The sequence below is a fragment of the Endozoicomonas ascidiicola genome, assembly GCF_001646945.1.
Lineage (GTDB): Bacteria > Pseudomonadota > Gammaproteobacteria > Pseudomonadales > Endozoicomonadaceae > Endozoicomonas > Endozoicomonas ascidiicola.
Genome location: NZ_LUTV01000002.1, coordinates 736,261 through 755,214 on the forward strand (window position 1 = coordinate 736,261; position 18,954 = coordinate 755,214).

Genomic DNA, 18,954 nt, shown 5'->3' on the forward strand with positions numbered 1-18,954 from the left:
GAATGCATACTGGCCAAACTATGTGTGAAAAAATCATTTTCGCACTTGCTTTGGGCGCTTCACGCAGGTTAGTTCATTCACGGATGCTTTGGTATGCGTTCCCACGCGGAGCATGAACGAGGTTTCTGGAGTTTTTCAACGGCCGCTTAAGGCTGTTGTCGTGTAGCTGCCACCACCACTTCCCGCACACAAACATTCTGTGGCATGTTGTATGCAAAACTCACACAATCGGCAATATCATTGGCATGGATTGCACCGCCAATACTGTCCTTCCAACCTTCATAACCTTCTTTAATTTCATCGCTGGTGGTATGACTCAATAGTTCTGTTTCAACAGCGCCTGGTGCAACAACAATTATACGAACATTATCGTTAGCAACTTCTTCGCGCAGGGTTTCGGTGATGCCATGAACTGCGTACTTGGTACCACAATAAGCCACATGATTTGGGAAGCCTTTAATACCAGCCACAGAGCTGATATTAATGATGGTCCCGGCTTTACGCTCCTGCATGGATTTCACGACACAGTGAATTCCATTCAGTAAACCTTTGACGTTTACATCCAACATAGCATCCCATTCGGCAGGGTCTTGAGTAGCTGCTGATCCTAACTGCATTAATCCAGCATTGTTTACCAGACAGTCTACTGGCCCGAAGGTTTCTTCTGCTTCAGCAATAGCGGCTTTCACCGCGTCACGATCAGTGACATCAACCTTTCGGTTAAGTGTGTTCGGTAAATTTAGAGCATCCAGCCGATCAACACGACGCGCCAACAGAAGCAATGGATGGCCTTGGCCACTCAACTGCCTGGCAATTGCTTCACCAATACCAGAGCTCGCGCCTGTAATGACTACCAGTGGCTTTGACATGTAACATACCCTTCATTTATTTCGGATATCCGGCAAGCCGGAAAGAACGGAGGTCACTCTACGGGTTATACCCCATACACAGAAATACCGTTTAGTTAGATCATCCATAATCGGTAATTATCTCTGGTTCTGTATCTGGTGCTCTTATGGATGTTCGTCTGCTCAAACAGTTTGTTGCAATTTATGAAGAGCAAAGTATTTCGAAGGCGGCTGCGCGTACTTTTGTGTCACAGCCAGCGTTATCAAACGCGATCAGACATCTTGAAGAAGAGCTGGGAAGTTTACTGTTTAACCGAAGCAAGCGAGGGGTAACTCCAACCCGGGAAGCTGAGCAACTCTATCCAATGGCTACAAGAGTTATTAATGAGCTGGAAAGGATTCCTGAGCGTTTGAAAGCACAACATAAACGGCAGACTATCTCTATTGCCGTGATGCCAGAACTTCCCCACCATTACATGGGCGAGTTCCTGAGGCAAATTCAAGATAGTCTGTCCGGTACGCAAATTATTCTCAAACATCTGGGGGCACCTGCAGAAGCACGAATCATACTGGATTCCATGAAGCGTGAAGATGAATTGTTTTTTCCACTCTGGCGGGAAGAGTATGTATTTTGTGTTCATAAAGACCACCCTCTTTCCACTAAAGAAGAGATTAGCCTGGGAGACCTGAATCAACAGGCATTTGTTATTTGCCCTCCCTGTGAAGCTCATCAGAGAACACTGGGTCTTTAAGCCAGCATGGTCTTGATGTGGATATAGTTGCCAGCGTGGATACAAAGGATCAGGTGGCAATGTTGTTGTTGGCGAACCAGGGGGTTTCTTTTTTACCACAGGGTATGGCAAAAGCGTGGCCCGAACTATGTATAAAAACGTACCTTGGGCCAACAGATTTCCGACAGGTAGGAATTGCTTGTTCCAGCAGCCGACCATTATCACCTGCACTGCAGATGGTTTTGCAGTCATTCAAACAGAAATAGGAGGTCGATTCAGCATCTCCCGCTAAACCAAATACGTTTATCTTTGGCTTAGCGGGTTTTATTCGCAGGTTGCTCAGCCTTGATTCTGTTGCTCTTCTTTCATGATGGCCAGCTGCATCTGCATATTTTCAGTCAACATGGTTTTAAACTGACCGTTAATCCAGTCTTCCAGCTTTTCACGATCCTCCTCAAGGTTCTGGCTGCCAACCGCTGACTCATGAGAGCTGTAACGAGCAGCAGCAAAGCGGAAAGCAGTGCCAATTTTCCATAGCTCCTTCTTTTCTCTCATATTCATATTGTTGGCAAGGGCGATAAACTTGTCTGCCAGCTTGAAGATCTCCTGCTGGTTTTCTTTATCTTCTTCGGACATTTCTGGTTGATTCTGGTTTTGTTGGTCTGTCATTGGTTGTCACTCAAAAAGTTATTGTGGTCGTTAATGCAGACCATATTAAAGATTATTAGTTCAATAGTTCTTGTGGAGAGAAGTGGCGAGCTGACTTCAGGCGGGTCACTACTCACTGGAGTATATCGGCGGCTTTCGATATATTTCGCATCGAAATACCTGCCCATCTCTGCGGAACACTGAAATGCCACTGACTAAACCTTTACTGCCAACCATGAGCTATGACGCCGTCATCATCGGGGCGGGCGCTTCAGGGTTAATGTGTGCATTAACGGCAGGTGAGCGTGGCCGGAAGGTACTGGTCATCGATCATGCCAATAAATTAGGTAAGAAAATTCTGATCTCTGGCGGTGGGCGCTGCAACTACACCAATATGTATGCAGAACCTGCAAATTACCTCTCGACCAACCCCCATTTCTGCAAATCAGCCCTGGCTCGCTTTACCCAATGGGACTTTCAGGCGCTGGTGGATAAACACAATATCCCCTGGCATGAGAAAACCCTCGGACAATTATTCTGTAACGAGCAATCCAGCGATATTGTCGAGATGATGGTGGAGGAATGCAAAAATGTCGGCGTAACCATTCGCCTGAAAACGGCACTGAATCATGTAAAGGTAAAAGGGGCGAATACAGGGTTTCAGCTGGATACCACCTTGGGAAACATTTCCTGTGAATCACTGGTGGTCGCTACTGGCGGTTTATCATTTCCAACCATGGGCGCCTCCGGTCTTGGATATGAATTGGCAGAGCAGTTTGGGCATCACCTTATTGAACGCACTCCCGGCTTAGTCCCGTTTACTATGGATAAACAATGGATGTCTCATTTTATAGAGCTGTCCGGCGTGAGCGCAGATGTGTTAGTCAGCTGCAACGGCCAAAGCTTCCGTGAAAACCTGCTGTTCACCCATAAAGGTTTAAGTGGGCCAGCGATTCTGCAAATTTCCTCTTACTGGAAAGCCGGTCAGAAAGTCATGGTGAACTGGCTTCCCGGCATTTCAATTGCAGACTGGCTTGCTGAACAGAAAGACGTAAGACCGAAGGCAGAATTCAGAACCATTCTGTCCGATAAGTTAACACGACGCCTGACAACGGCACTTTGTACTTTCGGTGAGTTCAAAACACTCACTGATGATGGTCGTAAAATAATAGGGCAATTGAATACCAGCCAGCTGCAAGAAATCTCCGAATACCTTGAATCTTGGGTGCTTATGCCTGCAGGCACTGAAGGTTATAAAAAAGCTGAAGTGACCCTTGGCGGCGTCGCTACCGATAATATCTCTTCCAAAACTTTCGAGAGTCAGAATCAAAAAGGCCTCTATTTTATTGGAGAAGTGTTAGACGTCACTGGGCACTTAGGTGGGTTCAACTTTCAATGGGCTTGGGCGTCAGGGTATTGCTCTGGTCAATACGTCTAATAATGTGCAGGGGGAATAAATATTGCACACTAAGCAAAGTTAATGCACACTAAATAAAGTTAATGCACACTAAAACACTATTGAGGGTTAAATACTGCACACTAATCTACCATATGGATGTTGGTAAATAGAGTAACACAAAGGGAAGGGAGTAGTTATGGCCAGAGGACGTCGGCTGAAAACACTTGATGATTATGCGCGGTCATTAAAAAATAAATATGGGCTGGGAGAAGGGGATGATTATAAACCCTGGCTTCGGGTTCAGGATGTACCCTCCATCGGATTGGCATCCAAAATTCAGGGAATGAAGGCCAATCGAGAACATCACACCTTATCAAAGCTCGAAACAGAGTTTTTCTTTCTGGCAGAATTTTCTGATGTCGTCATAGATATCAGGGAACAATTCCCACTATTGCCTTTAGATCTAACCGTCAAGATTTCCAAAACGATTAGTGTGTCGCATCCGGTAGTACCAGGTACGGATACAATGCACCTGATGACAACAGATTTCTTGTTAACATGCTTTGATAATGAAAAACAGTGGCATATTGCCGTGAGCGTCAAATCAGAAAAAGATCTCAGAGATAAGAGGGTGCTGGAAAAGCTGGAGATTGAACGATTGTGGTGGGAGCTATTGGGGGTTGAGTTTGTCTTGTTTTGTGGAACAAGTGAAACCAGCATACAGAGTAAGAATATCGCTTGGGTGACTGACCCCATCCGGCATCGACTGGAAAGTTTGAACAAGATTACAGAAGACTTGAAAGAAAATGCATTGGGACTTATTAAGTCGGGAAAGCAGTCACAGGAAGTTATTTGCCAGAATTTTTTATCCAACTTGGAGCTTGAAGGTATCGACCCATTGATGCTTCTGAAAGTGCTTATAGCTGAGAAGAGACTGATTGCCGACTTGACGTTACCAATGATCGAGACTGGGTTTATCTCGATCATTGCGATAAACGCAGCTGCAGAAATATGAATATCGAAATAAATAGTGTCTGGAGTTTTAACGGCATAGAAGGCATTCCTGACGGCTGTTACAGAGTTCTCAAGTTCTATGAAGAATTTGAGGAGCTGATAATTTTTCCAATCAAGGATGAAAGCACTATTCAACGTCCAATATCGTGCGATGTTGAAATATTTGCCATTGAATATAACGAAGGTAATATAAAAGAGTTCCACTTTGAGTTGCCATGGTATTTATTGGTTTCTGAAACAGATATTCCGGAAATTCACAGGATAACAAGGGATTTAAATTTTTCTCTTATAAAACCACTTATCGAAGATAAAGGTTTTTATCATGACCTGGTCGTGAGTCAGCGAGTCAAATCGATAAGCAAAAGAGCGAAAGAAATAAGTAAGCCTGTACAAACATTATATAGGGTGTTGAACAATTTCTGGAAATATGGGCAGGATGCTTCTGCTCTGATACCAGCATTTAAAGATCGAGGAGGTAAAGGCAAGGAAAGAGTTGCTGGTGATAAAAAGCGCGGTGCTCCTGTTAAATCAAGAACCGGCGTTATAGAGGTTGCTCCGGGTATTAATATCACTGAAGAAGATAAGAAAAAGATTGAAAAAGGGCTTAAGAAATTTTACCTAAACAGTAAAAGAATGTCTTTAGCGAAAGCGTACAAAAACACTATAAAAGCATACTATGCAAAGGAAGTGAGAGAAGCTGAGGTTAACGGAGACTTCCCTAAAATACCAAATCAAGATCAATTCAAAGAATGGAAAAACATTCTAACGAAAAAGAGTGATGAAACGAAAAAGAGGAGTACAAAGCGACACTATCAAAAAAATGAACGGGGCCTTCTTGGTAGTGCGCTAGAAGATGCAGCTATACCCGGTGAATGCTTCGAATTGGATGCAACCGTTGCTGATGTGCACATTGTATCGAAGTTGAATAGAAACTTGTGCCTGGGTAGACCTACAATCTATCTGGTAGTCGATAAAACCAGCAGGATGATCGTTGGAGTTCATGTTTCTATGGAATATGCTTCTTGGAGAGCTGGCAGACAGGCGCTCATAAACAGCTTTACGGAGAAAAAAACATTCTGTGAAAAGTATGGAATCACGATCACCGATTCACAATGGCCCTGTTATCATCTTCCACGAAGACTTTTATGTGACAGGGGAGAAATGGTATGCAAAAAGCCTGAAGAGCTTGTAGTACCGCTTATGCAGCTAGATATTGCCGCTCCATATCGGGCTGATATGAAAGGTATAGTAGAAAGAAGATTTGGACTTTTGAATGAAGAAGTGTTCCATCAGTTAGTAGGAACAACCAGAGGCACGATCAGAATTCGGGGAGAGGATGACCCGCGAGATAGAGCTCAATATACAATTGATGAATTAACAAAAGAAACAATCAAAGAAATCAGAAAACATAATAGAAAGATCTTTGATAACTTGAAAACAGCCAGCCCTTTGCTGATGGAAAACTCTCTCGCTGCTACACCAATTAACTGTTGGAAGATCCACCTCCAAAAACATAGACATTCTCTGAGAATAGCGGAGGAGGAAGAAATAAGAGCAAAACTCTTACCCAGTGTGACGGCCTCAATGACAAAGTACGGTATCCTTTACAATGGAGTGTATTACTCATGTGAAAGAGTAAAGGAAGAAAATTTGGCAGCTATTGCAAGAAATCATGGAAGATGGTCGTTGGAAGCTCGGGCCGACCTTGATAATAGCTCTTTTTTGTATGTACGGCTTAAGCATGGTGAGGGTTTTACAAAGTGCCATATTCTTCCCAGAAGCAAAATGCTTGCTGATCTTCCCGAGAGTGATATCGATTGCTTTCATGATTGGCATAGGCAGCAAGACAAGAAAAACGAATTTACCAGTGAAGATATTTCTGATTTTGAAGAGAGCAGGGACGACGCAAGATACTCTGCTCAAGAGCAAAAGAAAGCACCAAAAAATGCAAATAAAAAAGACAAAAAAACAGGAATTAAAGATCGCAGAAGAGAAGCAATAGAACAGGGCAGGAAAGAATTACAGGATGAAAAGTCCAAAGTGTTGGAAGAAGTTATCACTTCACCTGAATCAGGTAATATTGCTGATACTCAAAATAATTCTGGGAAGAACTCTATGTTTAGCCGAAGTCGAAGGAGAAAGGAATAATGAGCACAGATGCATTATATAAAGAAGTCAATTTTCCAGACTTTAAGGGTAACCCTCTGATAGAAGCATTACCCGAAAAGCTATCAAATGAAAAACAGATTCAGATATTAGAGAATTATCCTGAGCATGATGAATCGGATAGAGACTTGAGCGCTGTCGACAGGTTGGATTATTTGTCTCGGATAACCAAGCTAACTCAGCCTATGCCTATTTACATTGAGTTTTTCCGCCTGCTTGAGTCTGCGATAAATGAGGGTTACTCAACCAAAAATCCATTAACCCCGACAACTCAACACTACCTTACCTATCCAGTTGACGATGAGCCTGAAATTATTCCCACATCGGGCAGGTTTGAGCCAAAGGGAAAAGCAATTACCCTACTGGGGGATAGTGGTGTGGGTAAGAGCCGTATGATAAATCGCTGTCTTGGGTATTTCCCGCAGGTAATTAGTCACAGCTCATATAAAGGTAATGATTTAGACATAAAGCAAGTGACATGGCTTTACGTCGAATGCTCTCACGATTCGTCATTAAGAGGCGTGTGTGATGCAATATTAGGAGCTTTAGATGATGCACTTGAAACAATAACTACGCCGAAGTCTACGATTGCCGCTCTTCTGAATCAGATTGAGAGAAAACTTAAGTCTTCTTTTGTCGGGATACTGGTTATTGATGAAATTCAGGCCATAAGCGTTGCAAAGAGTGGTGGTGCAGCTAACCTGCTTGGCTTCCTTCTGAATTTGAAAAATAAATGCGGCATTCCTATCGTGCTGTCTGGAAATCTGGAAGCCAGAGGTCTTTTGGAAACAACTTTCAGGATAGCACGACGGGCAGAGAGTGGTGGCTATATAGAAATGCAGCGCCTTTCGTATAACGAGATGTGGCAGTATTTTGTTGAAGAAATTTGGTGTTTGCAATGGACGAATACCAAAACTGAGCTGACGGATTCATTGAGCAGGAAGCTTTTTGACCTATCAACAGGAGTATTTGACATTGCAGCCAGAATTTATCGAAAAGCTCAGGAAATGGTGATTGGTAGTGGCGATGAAATTATAACAGAACAGGTTTTGGAGAGTGCGTATAACGCAGCCTGCCAGCTCACAAGTAGTGACCTTACTTTATATAGAAGAAGAGTTAGACAGCGAATCTCTGATGACCGACAACAGAATAACGAAGCCAATACCAAAAATGACAGTGAAGCTAAACCAAAGAAAAACTACATCGCAGGAGATGTGACCAGGCCGCAACATCCAGAGTTCAACGAGAAACTGGTAGAGTTGAAAAGCGGTATTGATTTAATCAGTCAGATGAAAGACCCGGATCTTTTAAGAAATTCTCTTGATGAAGAAGATCAAGTGGCGTTTCTGACAAAGAAAGGTGTGCTTTGTAAGGATCCACTGTCTTTCTTGGAAGAGACGGGTTAGTAAGAGACAAAGGGAAATCAAACGCTAGACAAGATTATGGAGTACTTCGTCTATGCTGATACCAGGGAGCTTTCCTGATGAGCTATTGTTCAGCAGGCTGATCAGGCACTTTATTCAAAGTGGCATAACTTCAACAGATTATCTCGAGTGGATGTACGGCACTAGAAAAGTCAGTATTCATCCAGTGTTGACCTGTGATCTGAAAAATATATCCAGATTCGCAAAAGAAAACGCACAAACCTTATTTTACCAGCAGACACTTGCGCCATTATTTCTGACATTTATGCCAAATAAATCAGCAGCTTTAAAAAAGCTAATGGCTTCCGGAGGCAGTAGCAAGGCAATTAGAATCTGCCAGTATCATCAATTCAACCAGAGTGCAGGTTTGTCTCTGAAATACTGTTCTCGCTGCGCAAAGCACGATATTCAAACCTATGGCGTAGCATACTGGCATAGAGAGCACCAAATACCGGGAGTGGGTGTTTGTTCAACTCATGGAATACTATTAGCCGTTGAATACCTTCCAGAAAGGCAACGCCTTAGTGAATCCCTCCTGCCTGTTGTTAATGAAGATAAAAGAGCGGGATCAACAACGGATACGAGATTCTCACAGTACTCTAAAGATGTTTTGAATCACTTCAGTCAACCAGACAGAAAGCTTAACCTGACCGTTTATAAGAATGAGCTACAAAAGCAGGGCTACATAACCAACTATGGAAGAGTTCGGAGGAAGAAATTGGTTGGCGATTTCTTCGAGTTCGCAAAACAGTTCACAGCGACAGACTCAATATTCCTTCCAAAAAACGAGGAGGATTATAAGTACTTCTCATTTTTGCTATCTGGTAGCATTAATCAGCATCCCACCAAACACCTGTTACTTGAATTCTGGTTGTTTCGTGACCTGGAAAAACTGCTGTCAGCAAAAAAAGAGAAAAGGAAGAAAGCCAAAGTCAAAATAGCCAAGGTGCACAAAACCATCAAAGTCGTAAAAAAGATACAAGTCCCAGATAAACCGGTCAAAATCACCAAAGCCATCAAGCAACAAATATACACTCTGGCCCTACGAGGGTTTCATCGTTCAGCGATTGCCCGCCAGTTTGGTATTTCAGCCGGTAGCGTCGAGCAGGAAATCTCAAACCACCCCGGCATGGTAGAACACCGAAAGCGCTGTAAGTTTGAATCCAGAAGAAGGCGCTATCGTTTGCAAATCACCCGTTTCCGTCAATCCAATCCAAATGCACTGCGGAAGGATGTTCGTAAGGCTCATGACAAAGCATATATCTGGCTCTATCACTATGATCGGCCGTGGTTAGAACAGGCGCTTCCAAAAGCAACAAAACCAAAGCCTAAAGGACGAGTAGACTGGACTCAGAGGGACAATGAGCTGGCTGATCGAGTCCGAGTATTGATGGTCGCACATAAAGGCCAACTTAGTCGCTCTAAACTGGACAAGCTGTTAGGCGGCCATGGTTGGATGATCAAACAGCAGAACAAGCTTCCCAAGGCTATGCAGGTATATTGGGATTTGAGTAAATAGCTGGTTGATGCGCTCGCTCTCGGTCATCTACTGATTATACGCTGTGCGATAATTGCCAGAGTCTCTGCTTCTCCACCACAATGTAGAAGAGCACAGCTGTAACTAATGCGTCCAGCGTAATACCAATACCAAAAAGAATGGCAATAGAGTCCAGTGTTGGAACAAACTTACCCTGCAGGTATAGGAGGTAAGCACTGCCATAATAAAAGCAGCTCACAATTAGCGATTGATAGAGCAACATATCGGTTCGACCAATCCCATAAAAGTAGCTGTCAAGAATATTGTTGAAGGCAAAAACAATATAAAAGGCCAGCATCAGCCCGGCTAGATAAGCGATCTCGGAAGCTTGTGGAGCACCCATTATCCTGTGAACAAACCATTCCCAGCCCGGTAGCGTCAGAAGCCAAATAGTTGAGATAAACAGAGTAACCTGAAAATAGCCTTTGAATCTTGCACCAAGCTCACCACCATTTTTTGCAGAATCCTGCTTAATCAAATTGCCCAGAGTAATAACAGGTAACAGCAACCACCCCCAGATAAACTGGTTAGTCACCCAATAGACGCCAGCCTGTTCAACTTCATTGACCATTTTCAGAATCATTAGCATAAAGGCAAGGTTGCGAATCAGAGACTCCAAGCCCGACTTAACGCTTATACGTATCCACGCCTTAATCCATCTCCGCTGCAACCACTGCCTATCTGCCGTGAGTGTAATGCCAGAGTGGAATAACCAGCGAAGCGATATAAGGGTCAAAACTGCGTTAACAATAATATTGCTCCAAGCTACACCATTGACGCCCAGTTGAAAGGATATAGGTAGCTGGCTGACTAGAATGGTATCCAGAGCAATAATCGTCACAGTTTTGAGTACCAATAGCTGATACATCAAGCGTTCTCGATTCTGCAGAACCAGCACCACCATAACCACCGCATACACTGATGAAAGTAATAATGCGATACTCTCCAGACGGATATAGCTCACCGTAGCAACTAATCGGGACTCGGCCTGTCCCATGGCTTGTACGAGAGGCTCAGCAAAGAACAATACTGCTCCGGATAACAGAACGTACACACCAACCACAAGCTGCAGTGCGACATTGATGCGCTCGGAAAACAGTTTGGGGCTACTGATGACCTGCCCGAGAATAAAGTAGAGTGGTAACAGCAAGCCTTCAGAAATGACCTCATAAAACAGGTTCAACCATGCTGCCTGAGCTGCAATGCTATAGCCCCATGTATCTGGAATATCTCCAAGAAAATAAACTCTGGCCGTTGAATAAATCCGTCATTCAGCACCYGTATCAGGAATAAATTTCTTGATACGGTCGCCCAAGGATTGAAATGATCGTTAACTGCCTCTCCTGCAAACCAACAACATGCTTTTCATGGTCATCGACCAGCAGAATATTAATACCCTGAAAGCAGAAAAACACCCAGCGTGCTGTTGGGGTCTGACTGGGTTTCCGCTTCATGTCCGGGAAAAAACGACTCTGTTTCTTTAATTCAAGTCTGATTCGATGTTGAATGGCGGCGTAAACCATCAGACACAGTGTCATCACCATAAGCAGCGCTTCTATSCGTTCCGGCTTTTTCAAAAACAGCGCCGAGACCATAAACTCCGGACTCTTCAGAAAGCGAAAGCCTCGCTCAACCGACTGCTGTGATTTATAAGTGCTCAGTACCTCTGCAGAGCTTAGCGCATTCTTGTCCAGATCATTGGTCGCTAATACAAAGCATCCCAAGGTGGTTTCCGCAACTTCACGACAGTCAACAGCTAACCACGGATGACCACTGACATAATATTCCATGCTGTCTGGTTGACTGCCTTTCTCCGGACGCCCTGCTTTTGTATAGCATGGTTTCTCAGTAATCACAGGTTCAGCCTGACAATAGATGTTTTTGGCTTGCCATTCCTTGAACGCACGCAGGGCATCTGTCTTACATTTGAATGGCTTTTTAGCCAATGTATTCGTCAGTGCTTCTGCTTCTTTTTCTGACTTCTTCAGCATCCTTTTCAGAAGTGTCTTCTGTTCACTTTTCCGAGCCTGTTCACTGCGGATCAGAACCCATCGCTGTGGCACGTCAGCATAGTCTGAAAGCACTTCATAACTCTCATAGCCTTCAGCGCCTTTCACCGGCGTCATTGGACAGGATGCRACGCTTTCTATGAGCTCGTTTGCCGATCTGATTTTAGCCGGGACACGGGTGACAAACAGTTGCTTCTGCTGATGGAGCGTTTGCACGTTATCTGTTGTATAAAGAGCCGCATCACCGATTAGATAACGATTATTCAGTGCSTCCTTATAGCATTTTAAGTKCGTCTTGATGACTTTGTTAAAATTCTTGTTGTCGTTTACATTGCCGCTAGAGGCTGCCATGAAGATGGGGATTCCGGCCTGATTCTCCGTCATCATCAGCAGTATTGCCTGATTGAGTTCGGGCCGGTGATCTCTGCTGTATCCACGACAGAGTTTAATGCAACTCATGTCGCCTTCATCGACTTCGGACTCGCTGTTATAGCGACCATCTACATGAAAGCTAGTTGAGTCGAGGTTCAGCGCCTTACACGGCAGTTTTAATACAGTAATCGCCTTGACAGCCAATGATAAATAGACCTCACTTACACCGAGTTCATAAAGCTGATCCAGCGCTCTGCCAAGCACGCTTTGTTGATATGTTCAGGTTCGATACCCGACCGGATGAGTTTATCTAGTGGTTTATCTGCGTGAAACTCGGGAAACATATGCAATGTGCGTGCAGTGAAGCCTAAACCGTTAAGCAGCATCGAGACTACGGTTTCACCGAAGCTGATTTTTCGGGTTTCAGATTGGTTTGGAACCAATGAATCCAGAAGATTGGCAATGCCAAGTTCTTTGCACATACCGGCCACTAATCCCATGTGGTCAATACGCTGAATATGAAATTGATGAGGGTGCACAGGATATGCTCAATCTGAAAATTTTCTACAGTTTAGATGGTTTTGGGAAATTCTCAGATTAAGTGCTGAATGACGGATAAATAACCGGAATAAAGTTAGAAAGAAGCAGAACCAGAAACAACCGGAAGTCTATGTTCCGTACTGAGTTCATCATTAAAGGTAACCCTTGATATTTTTATAGCAGCTTCTATGCCACAAAGTGCACAACGATCAAACTGAACAGATTCTATTCTTTACTTCTCTTTAAAAACAGGGGGTAGAGTGCCCCCAGATTGTCTCCTGCATAAATGTATTGAAGCCCTCACTTCAAAAACAAATGTCCCCAACAGCCCCACTTTTTCCCTGTGCTTCCAAGATAGGTCATTTCTAGGAGGCTGGTCGGGACACGTGTGAACCTGAAAAGCGTTCCAGTATCAAGAAGAAAAAGGAATTATGAAGCAGCTTCTGGGAGAGAAAACTCAACGGTTTCTACCCTAATTCCAGGGCTTGATATGCCTTCTATAGCAGTTGCTTCAAGGGCTGTCTCCGTATCCGAAGCCTCAGGTAATCCCTCAGTTTCACCAGAGCCGGAACTACTACCCGTCATCATGTTGTAATGCCCAATCTGGCGGGCTCTAGAGAAAATTTCACGAAAAACGCACAAGTATGATTCATTGGTCTGATCACCATGATTGATATAAAGATCATCATGAATAGAGTGGGAACCATCATTGACCCAAGAGAACAAAGATTGACAAATAAGCTTGTCACGCCCGTCAAAAAGAGCACATATATCATTCTTACTCATTCCGCCCCACATGGTGAAGTAGTTTTCCAATATACGACGTAACGTGTTCTGCAGGTTAACACTCGATACATTCTGCGACTTCACATCTTCCCACAATAGCTCATACGCCGAACGGATTGGATTTGTCTCACAGCGCTCAACAACTGAACCATTCTGTGTCTTTTTAACCAGCCAGAAACTTTCTTCACTGAGAGAACCATTCACTTGTCTGCTTTTATTAAAACTTATTTCCTTATGGAAATAGACATTATGCGTAAGGATAAAAACCTGCTTAATCTGAGAGTTCGGATTTCTAACATCATCCATCACCCCCTTGATAAGACTACTGACAATGTAAAGAATATCACTGTCTAACGATGAGATAGGGTCATCAAATACCACTACCCGATTTTCGGTTATACCTGCAGGGAACTGTGCTCCTTTGATAAGGTGATAAAAGTAGAGAAAGGTGATAAAGGTCTTTTCTCCTTCACTCAGAGAACTGCTGGCATCATCACCGTTGGCACGTACAATCCGATAATGACGCCCCTCATCAGCACCATCAATTGAAAAAGAATAGAAGCCGAATTGCTTTAGTAAGCCATTGATGGCTGTAATAGTTGGCATACTGGATGAGGTTTGTTGTTCTAATTCGGCTACTCTATTTTTCAGATTTTGACGCCGCTCAGATGCTTGGTTCAGTCCATTCTCCATACCATTTATAACTCCTAGCAGGTGCTCCCTATCTTGCTGATACTGTTGTAAATCAGCAGCTAGTTGATTTACCACATAACGCCAAACCTGTGATATTAAGACTTGTTTCTCAGACGCAATATTTGCCACAGTTTGGTTATGCTGCTCAGTAGCCTGATTAGTAGCTGCTACCAATCGCTGTAACTGTGCGATCATCGGTTCAATCGGCTCCAGCTCTACTTTACGGCTTGGTTCATCAAGTTTGCTGGTCAATTTTGACTGATTAATTTGCAGCCTTTCAGCAAGAGCTTGAGCTTCGGCGTGGTACAGCTCATCTTGCAGAAATGGGTTATTGAGCTCAACATTTCTTCGGATGCCGGCCTCTAACTGCTCGGATGCATATTGATAGTCCCTCTTCATAGCTTCCAATGCCTGAATGTCACTATCATAGTCTTCGTTAAAGAATGCCGATAAGCTAGCAGCAAGCTCCTGATCCGTTGATTGTTGGCAAAATGGGCAGATATCCCGGTTTCCCTTATGATACTCATGACCTTTTCTCACCCAATCACTATTACCCAAATGATTGATAAGTGGTGCGATAGCAACATCTTGGCTCCCGATAATCACCTTTTGCAGTAACTCGTTTCCTTCAATAGCTTTCAGAATATCAGCTGTTAAATTCCCAAGTAGAGAAGCACGTTCGATGCTATTTGAAAAAATGGTTGTTGCTTTTACTTTCAGCTCATCCAAAGGACGTAATTCAGCCCTATTCGATGATTGTTCAGACAGTACCCTCGCTTTAAACCTATCAGCATTACTTCGTACACCGCTGAAAGCAACCTGAAAATGGTCATCATGTAGTTGTTTCTGTTTCCAACATCTCTCCCTTAACGCAGGTTCCAGGTCCGCAAGTTCTTTACGCTTACCAGATTGCCCATCTTCCCCTTCAAGTTGAATATTTAGTCTCGAAATTTTATTGTTTTCTCTTTCTATATCAGGATGTAAGCTTAATATCTCTTGTTCTGCATCAACCTGATTCTCACCCAGAGTAAATACACCTTGCAGAGGGCCATCCTGATTAAAGTTTCGTTCAACAAAGTCTCGGTTATACACCATGCATTTAAGCGGAACTCCACCCCGCCAAGTCAAACCGCAGTGACCGTGACCTGTAGCCTGTGCAATAACACGGCTGATAGTAGTTTTCCCAACGCCATTGGCACCAAACATATAATTGACGCTGCAAAGATCACTAAGTCTTGCCAGGTTCTGATAGGTGGCTACCGGTGGATTAATTTGAATTTCGTCAATCATACTCTTTCCTTAGGAATCTGGTTTCTGCTCATCGACTCGTATTGTTATCACTTCGCTTAATTTTCGAAGAGGCCGAATAGCGTCTTGTATGCGTGAATCTATCACGCATTTGTTTCCGAAAAGATCGTGGGTTTCACAGATCGCACACATTAGTGCCGCCCGAACTGGAGTTTTGAATCGCTTCAAGGAAAGGAGTAACCACTTAGGACTTAAAGCCCCAAAAGGGGCTTTGATGATAGTAGCGGCTATTACATTGAGAACATCTCTGACGCATTGAAAGCAAAATGCTCTCAAAAAATAAGTTCACCCCCGCCCCGCCTTAAAATGCTCCGCCTGCTCAAACACATCCTGATACACTTCATTAAACGACACTGGTGGATACCCATGTTTCGCCAACAACATAATCAATTCCACCCGCAGTGACGCTTTGATATCCCCGCGATTATTCCAGTCCGGAAAGCGTGCCTTATCATCCACCACGGCTTTCACTTTGCCCGCAAGATCCAGCAGTCGATCTTCGTCGTAGGCAAAGTCGTACTTATCCGCCACCTTCTTCAGAATATCGTAAAACGCTTTCTCCTCCAGAGAGATACCCAGCTCTTCAAACGAGCTCATCTCCGTTTTCAAATCTGCCATCAAATCAAACAGGCCGGTAATGGCTTCATCGTGCACGGCGGTGGTGAAGGCGTCTTCTTCCTTGCGCTCGTTGTACTTCTCAATCAACGACTGGAACCGTTTGGAGAAATCCACGCCCTTGGCTTTGTTGGTTTTCTTAAACTCCGCCAGCGCCTTGGCCAGCAGCTTTTTCAGTAACTGAATTTTGGTGTTCGGCAGTTTGATTTTATCGATGCGGTCTATGTAATCGTCATCAAAGATATCAATCTCCGAAGCCGATTCTTCGCCGAGTTTGAAGATTTCCTCAACACCATCGCTCTTAATGGCCTCTGCCAGCATCTCTTTTACCCGGGCATTCATCAGCGCGGTGTCCGGCGCATCGCCTTTGGTGAGTTTGAAGACGATGGAGCGCACCGCCATATAGAAGTGAATATGTGCCTTCTCATCTTCCGAGAGCCGATCACTGCCACAACACACGTCGTAAGCCGCCTTTAGCCGTTTCACCAGCGCCATAAACCGCTTTTCCAACTTCTCGGTTTGCAGCACAAACTCGGCGGCACGGTTCAGGCAGTTGAGTTGTTCAACCGGCTCACCAGTGAAGTAAGGCGACGCATCAAATGTGTGAAACACCTGCCGCAGCAAATCCAGATGATCTTTCACCGCCACCACGGACTGCTCAATCTCTTCAAAGTTGGTTTCATCGGCCTTGGAGAACTGCTTCAACGCCTGATTCATGCGGGATTTAATCCCGATGTAATCCACAACCAGCCCTTTATCTTTGCCCGCATATGTGCGGTTTACTCGAGAGATGGTCTGAATCAGGCTGTGCTTTTGAATTGGCTTATCAATGTAGATGGTGTCCAGACAGGGCACATCAAAACCGGTGAGCCACATATCCACCACAATGGCGATTTTGAAATTGGATTTCTCATTCTTGAACTGCTTATCCAGCTCTTTGCGGTAATCTTTGCTACCCAGCAAATCATATAACTCGCTGTCGTCGTCTTTGCCGCGGGTCATTACCATCTTCACCCGCTCCATGGGTTTGATGCTTTTCTTCTCCTGCTCCGTCAGGGTTGAGCCCGCTTCACAGGCCAGCACCTCAAACCATTCTGGTCGCAAGGCCCGCAGCTGTTGATAAAACGCCCAGGCCACCTTGCGCTCGCTGGCCACAAACATCGCCTTGCCTTTGATGGTGGAACCTTCCGCCACACGGTTTTCGTAGTGGTGCACAAAATCCTTCGTCAGCGCCTCAATCCGATCCGGATCACCCAGAATGCTGTTCATACTGGCGGTGGCTTTCTTGCTCTCTTCAATCTGGTATTCGCTGGCACCGGCCTCGGCGCACTCATCGTAATAGGCTTCGATCTCTTTCAGTTTGCTGTTGTCCAGCACCACTTTGGCTGCCCGACCTTCGTAGACAATCCGGACAGTAATCTCATCCTTCACCGATTCATTCATGGTGTAGCTGTCCACCACTTGCCCGAACACATCCAGCGTTGCGTCAATGGGGGTGCCGGTAAAGCCCACAAAAGTAGCGTTGGGTAACGACTGATGCAGATAGTAGGCAAAGCCATAAGTCTTACGAACAGTGCCGCTTTTTTCGTCGATCACCACCTTCTGATTTTTGTTCACCTGACTGCGGTGGGCTTCATCGGAAATACAAATCACATTGGTGCGTGCGGTGAGCAGCTCGGTATCTTCGGTAAATTTGTGAATAGTGGTGAGAAACACGCCGCCACTGTTGCGGCCTTTCAGCAACGCCCGCAGATGATCCCGACTCTCCACGGAGACAATGGTTTCATCCCGAATATATTCTTTGGCATTGATGATCTGGCCCGCCAACTGATCGTCCAGATCAGTCCGGTCGGTGATCATCACAATGGTGGGGCTGGCAAGCTCAAGGCTGGTCATCAACCGTCTTGCCAGAAACTGCATGGTAAAACTCTTGCCGCAGCCGGTGGCGCCAAAATAGGTGCCGCCTTTACCGTCCCCTTCTGGTTTTCTGTGAACAAGAATATTGTCGTACAGTTTGTTTACCGCATAAAACTGTGGATAACGACAGACGACTTTGACTTCCTTCTTCGAGGTATCCGGAAAGAAAATAAAATCCCGAAGCACCCGTCGCAGCCGGTCTTTATGGAACAGGCCGTTAATCATGGTGTGCAGCGAATCAATGCCCTCTTTTTCCACAGATTCATCGCCGGTCACTTTGCGCCAGGCATAGAAGAATTCATAAGGGGCAAACAGGCTGCCCATTTTGTTATTCACGCCATCGCTGATAATGCACAGGGCGTTAAACACAAACAGCTGAGGAATATCCCGACGATAGCGCACGGTAAGCTGGCGGAAGGCGTCGTGAATGGTGGCCTCATCTTCACGAATGGCGCTCTTGAATTCGAACACCACCAGAGGCAGACCGTTGATGTACAAAATGGCATCGGGAATGCGGCTGGTCTCCCGACCTTCGATCTCCAGTTGGTTGACCAGCTTGTAGATATTGCGATCGTTGTCGGAAGCAACGCTTGGGAAGTCAATCAGATGAACATGGAAGTCTTGTTTTTTAGCGCCATTCCCCGCCTTATCAGAAAACGAGTCTCTTTTCAGATCAAAGCCGTCCGACAGCCACTGGCAAAATTGTCTATTGCTGTCGTACAAATCACTGGCGGGCAAGGTTTCCAGCTGGCGGATGATGGCAGCTATCTCGCTTTCGGTAATCCCCTGTGGTGCGTAGCGATTGGCCAGATATTGGCGCAGGTCGTCTTTTATCAGCACCTGTTCCGGTTGGCGGGTGATGGTACTGCCGGGAACATACGGATAACCCTGTTCTCCCAGCAGTTGAATAATGGCTTTTTCCAGTTGTTCTTCTGTGAACTTCATCT

12 protein-coding genes and 1 pseudogene are annotated in these 18,954 nt (G+C 44.8%); 7 read left to right on the plus strand and 6 right to left on the minus strand.

What is annotated here, in order from left to right:
* Positions 1-146: 146 nt before the first annotated feature.
* Entirely contained in the window at positions 147-869 is a 723-nt protein-coding gene (locus AKL11_RS07085) for an SDR family oxidoreductase (protein WP_067515883.1), read from the minus strand.
* A 146-nt stretch (positions 870-1,015) separates the two neighbouring features.
* Here AKL11_RS07085 and AKL11_RS07090 point away from each other — a divergent pair, with 146 nt between their 5' ends.
* Positions 1,016-1,600, plus strand: coding sequence for a LysR family transcriptional regulator (locus tag AKL11_RS07090; protein WP_095210235.1), 585 nt, complete (start codon positions 1,016-1,018; stop codon positions 1,598-1,600).
* Between the two features lie 53 nt (positions 1,601-1,653).
* Complete coding sequence (locus AKL11_RS26610) at positions 1,654-1,845, plus strand: type 2 periplasmic-binding domain-containing protein (RefSeq protein WP_366556851.1); 192 nt, start codon at positions 1,654-1,656, stop codon at positions 1,843-1,845.
* A 73-nt stretch (positions 1,846-1,918) separates the two neighbouring features.
* On the opposite strand, the gene AKL11_RS07095 is transcribed toward AKL11_RS26610, so the two are convergent.
* Positions 1,919-2,248 carry a DUF3144 domain-containing protein gene (locus AKL11_RS07095; RefSeq protein WP_216636437.1) on the minus strand — a complete coding sequence of 110 codons (330 nt, stop codon included), beginning with the start codon at positions 2,246-2,248 and terminating at the stop codon, positions 1,919-1,921.
* Between the two features lie 184 nt (positions 2,249-2,432).
* Between AKL11_RS07095 and AKL11_RS07100 the strand changes: the two genes are divergently transcribed.
* The 5 genes from AKL11_RS07100 to AKL11_RS07120 all read left to right on the plus strand — a co-directional run bounded on the left by AKL11_RS07100 (position 2,433) and on the right by AKL11_RS07120 (position 9,749).
* Complete coding sequence (locus AKL11_RS07100) at positions 2,433-3,665, plus strand: BaiN/RdsA family NAD(P)/FAD-dependent oxidoreductase (protein ID WP_245673250.1); 1,233 nt, start codon at positions 2,433-2,435, stop codon at positions 3,663-3,665.
* Positions 3,666-3,822: 157 nt separating this feature from the next.
* Positions 3,823-4,641, plus strand: coding sequence for a TnsA endonuclease N-terminal domain-containing protein (locus AKL11_RS07105; protein WP_067515884.1), 819 nt, complete (start codon positions 3,823-3,825; stop codon positions 4,639-4,641).
* Positions 4,638-6,788, plus strand: a complete 2,151-nt coding sequence (locus AKL11_RS07110) for a TnsB C-terminal domain-containing protein (RefSeq protein ID WP_067515885.1) — start codon at positions 4,638-4,640, stop codon at positions 6,786-6,788. The genes AKL11_RS07105 and AKL11_RS07110 overlap by 4 nt, the downstream gene beginning before the upstream one ends.
* Positions 6,788-8,212, plus strand: a complete 1,425-nt coding sequence (locus AKL11_RS07115) for an ATP-binding protein (protein ID WP_067515886.1) — start codon at positions 6,788-6,790, stop codon at positions 8,210-8,212. Before AKL11_RS07110 ends, AKL11_RS07115 begins: the two co-directional genes overlap by 1 nt.
* A 52-nt stretch (positions 8,213-8,264) precedes the next feature.
* The gene (locus tag AKL11_RS07120) at positions 8,265-9,749 is read left to right on the plus strand and encodes a TnsD family Tn7-like transposition protein (RefSeq protein ID WP_067515887.1); all 1,485 of its coding nucleotides are present in this window, start codon (positions 8,265-8,267) and stop codon (positions 9,747-9,749) included.
* Positions 9,750-9,783: 34 nt separating this feature from the next.
* Here the strand turns inward: AKL11_RS07120 and AKL11_RS07125 are convergent, their stop codons facing one another.
* From AKL11_RS07125 to AKL11_RS07140, 4 genes and pseudogenes are all read right to left on the minus strand, one after another.
* Positions 9,784-11,031, minus strand: a complete 1,248-nt coding sequence (locus AKL11_RS07125; RefSeq protein WP_366556852.1) for an MATE family Na+-driven efflux transporter — start codon at positions 11,029-11,031, stop codon at positions 9,784-9,786.
* Positions 11,032-11,050: 19 nt separating this feature from the next.
* Positions 11,051-12,687 (minus strand): annotated as a pseudogene (locus AKL11_RS07130) (IS1634 family transposase).
* Positions 12,688-13,117: 430 nt separating this feature from the next.
* Positions 13,118-15,457, minus strand: coding sequence for an AAA family ATPase (locus AKL11_RS07135; protein WP_067515888.1), 2,340 nt, complete (start codon positions 15,455-15,457; stop codon positions 13,118-13,120).
* Positions 15,458-15,760: 303 nt separating this feature from the next.
* Positions 15,761-18,952, minus strand: coding sequence for a type I restriction endonuclease subunit R (locus AKL11_RS07140; RefSeq protein WP_067516035.1), 3,192 nt, complete (start codon positions 18,950-18,952; stop codon positions 15,761-15,763).
* Positions 18,953-18,954: the final 2 nt, after the last annotated feature.

What these genes read in the sequence shown, in the direction of transcription:
- AKL11_RS07090 (WP_095210235.1), top strand. Translation starts at nt 1,016, where the DNA reads ATGGATGTTCGTCTGCTCAAACAGTTTGTTGCAATTTATGAAGAGCAA.
- AKL11_RS07095 (WP_216636437.1), bottom strand. Translation starts at nt 2,248, where the DNA reads ATGACAGACCAACAAAACCAGAATCAACCAGAAATGTCCGAAGAAGAT.
- AKL11_RS07100 (WP_245673250.1), top strand. Translation starts at nt 2,433, where the DNA reads ATGCCACTGACTAAACCTTTACTGCCAACCATGAGCTATGACGCCGTC.
- AKL11_RS07105 (WP_067515884.1), top strand. Translation starts at nt 3,823, where the DNA reads ATGGCCAGAGGACGTCGGCTGAAAACACTTGATGATTATGCGCGGTCA.
- AKL11_RS07140 (WP_067516035.1), bottom strand. Translation starts at nt 18,952, where the DNA reads ATGAAGTTCACAGAAGAACAACTGGAAAAAGCCATTATTCAACTGCTG.
- AKL11_RS07110 (WP_067515885.1), top strand. Translation starts at nt 4,638, where the DNA reads ATGAATATCGAAATAAATAGTGTCTGGAGTTTTAACGGCATAGAAGGC.
- AKL11_RS07120 (WP_067515887.1), top strand. Translation starts at nt 8,265, where the DNA reads ATGCTGATACCAGGGAGCTTTCCTGATGAGCTATTGTTCAGCAGGCTG.
- AKL11_RS07115 (WP_067515886.1), top strand. Translation starts at nt 6,788, where the DNA reads ATGAGCACAGATGCATTATATAAAGAAGTCAATTTTCCAGACTTTAAG.
- AKL11_RS07135 (WP_067515888.1), bottom strand. Translation starts at nt 15,457, where the DNA reads ATGATTGACGAAATTCAAATTAATCCACCGGTAGCCACCTATCAGAAC.
- AKL11_RS07085 (WP_067515883.1), bottom strand. Translation starts at nt 869, where the DNA reads ATGTCAAAGCCACTGGTAGTCATTACAGGCGCGAGCTCTGGTATTGGT.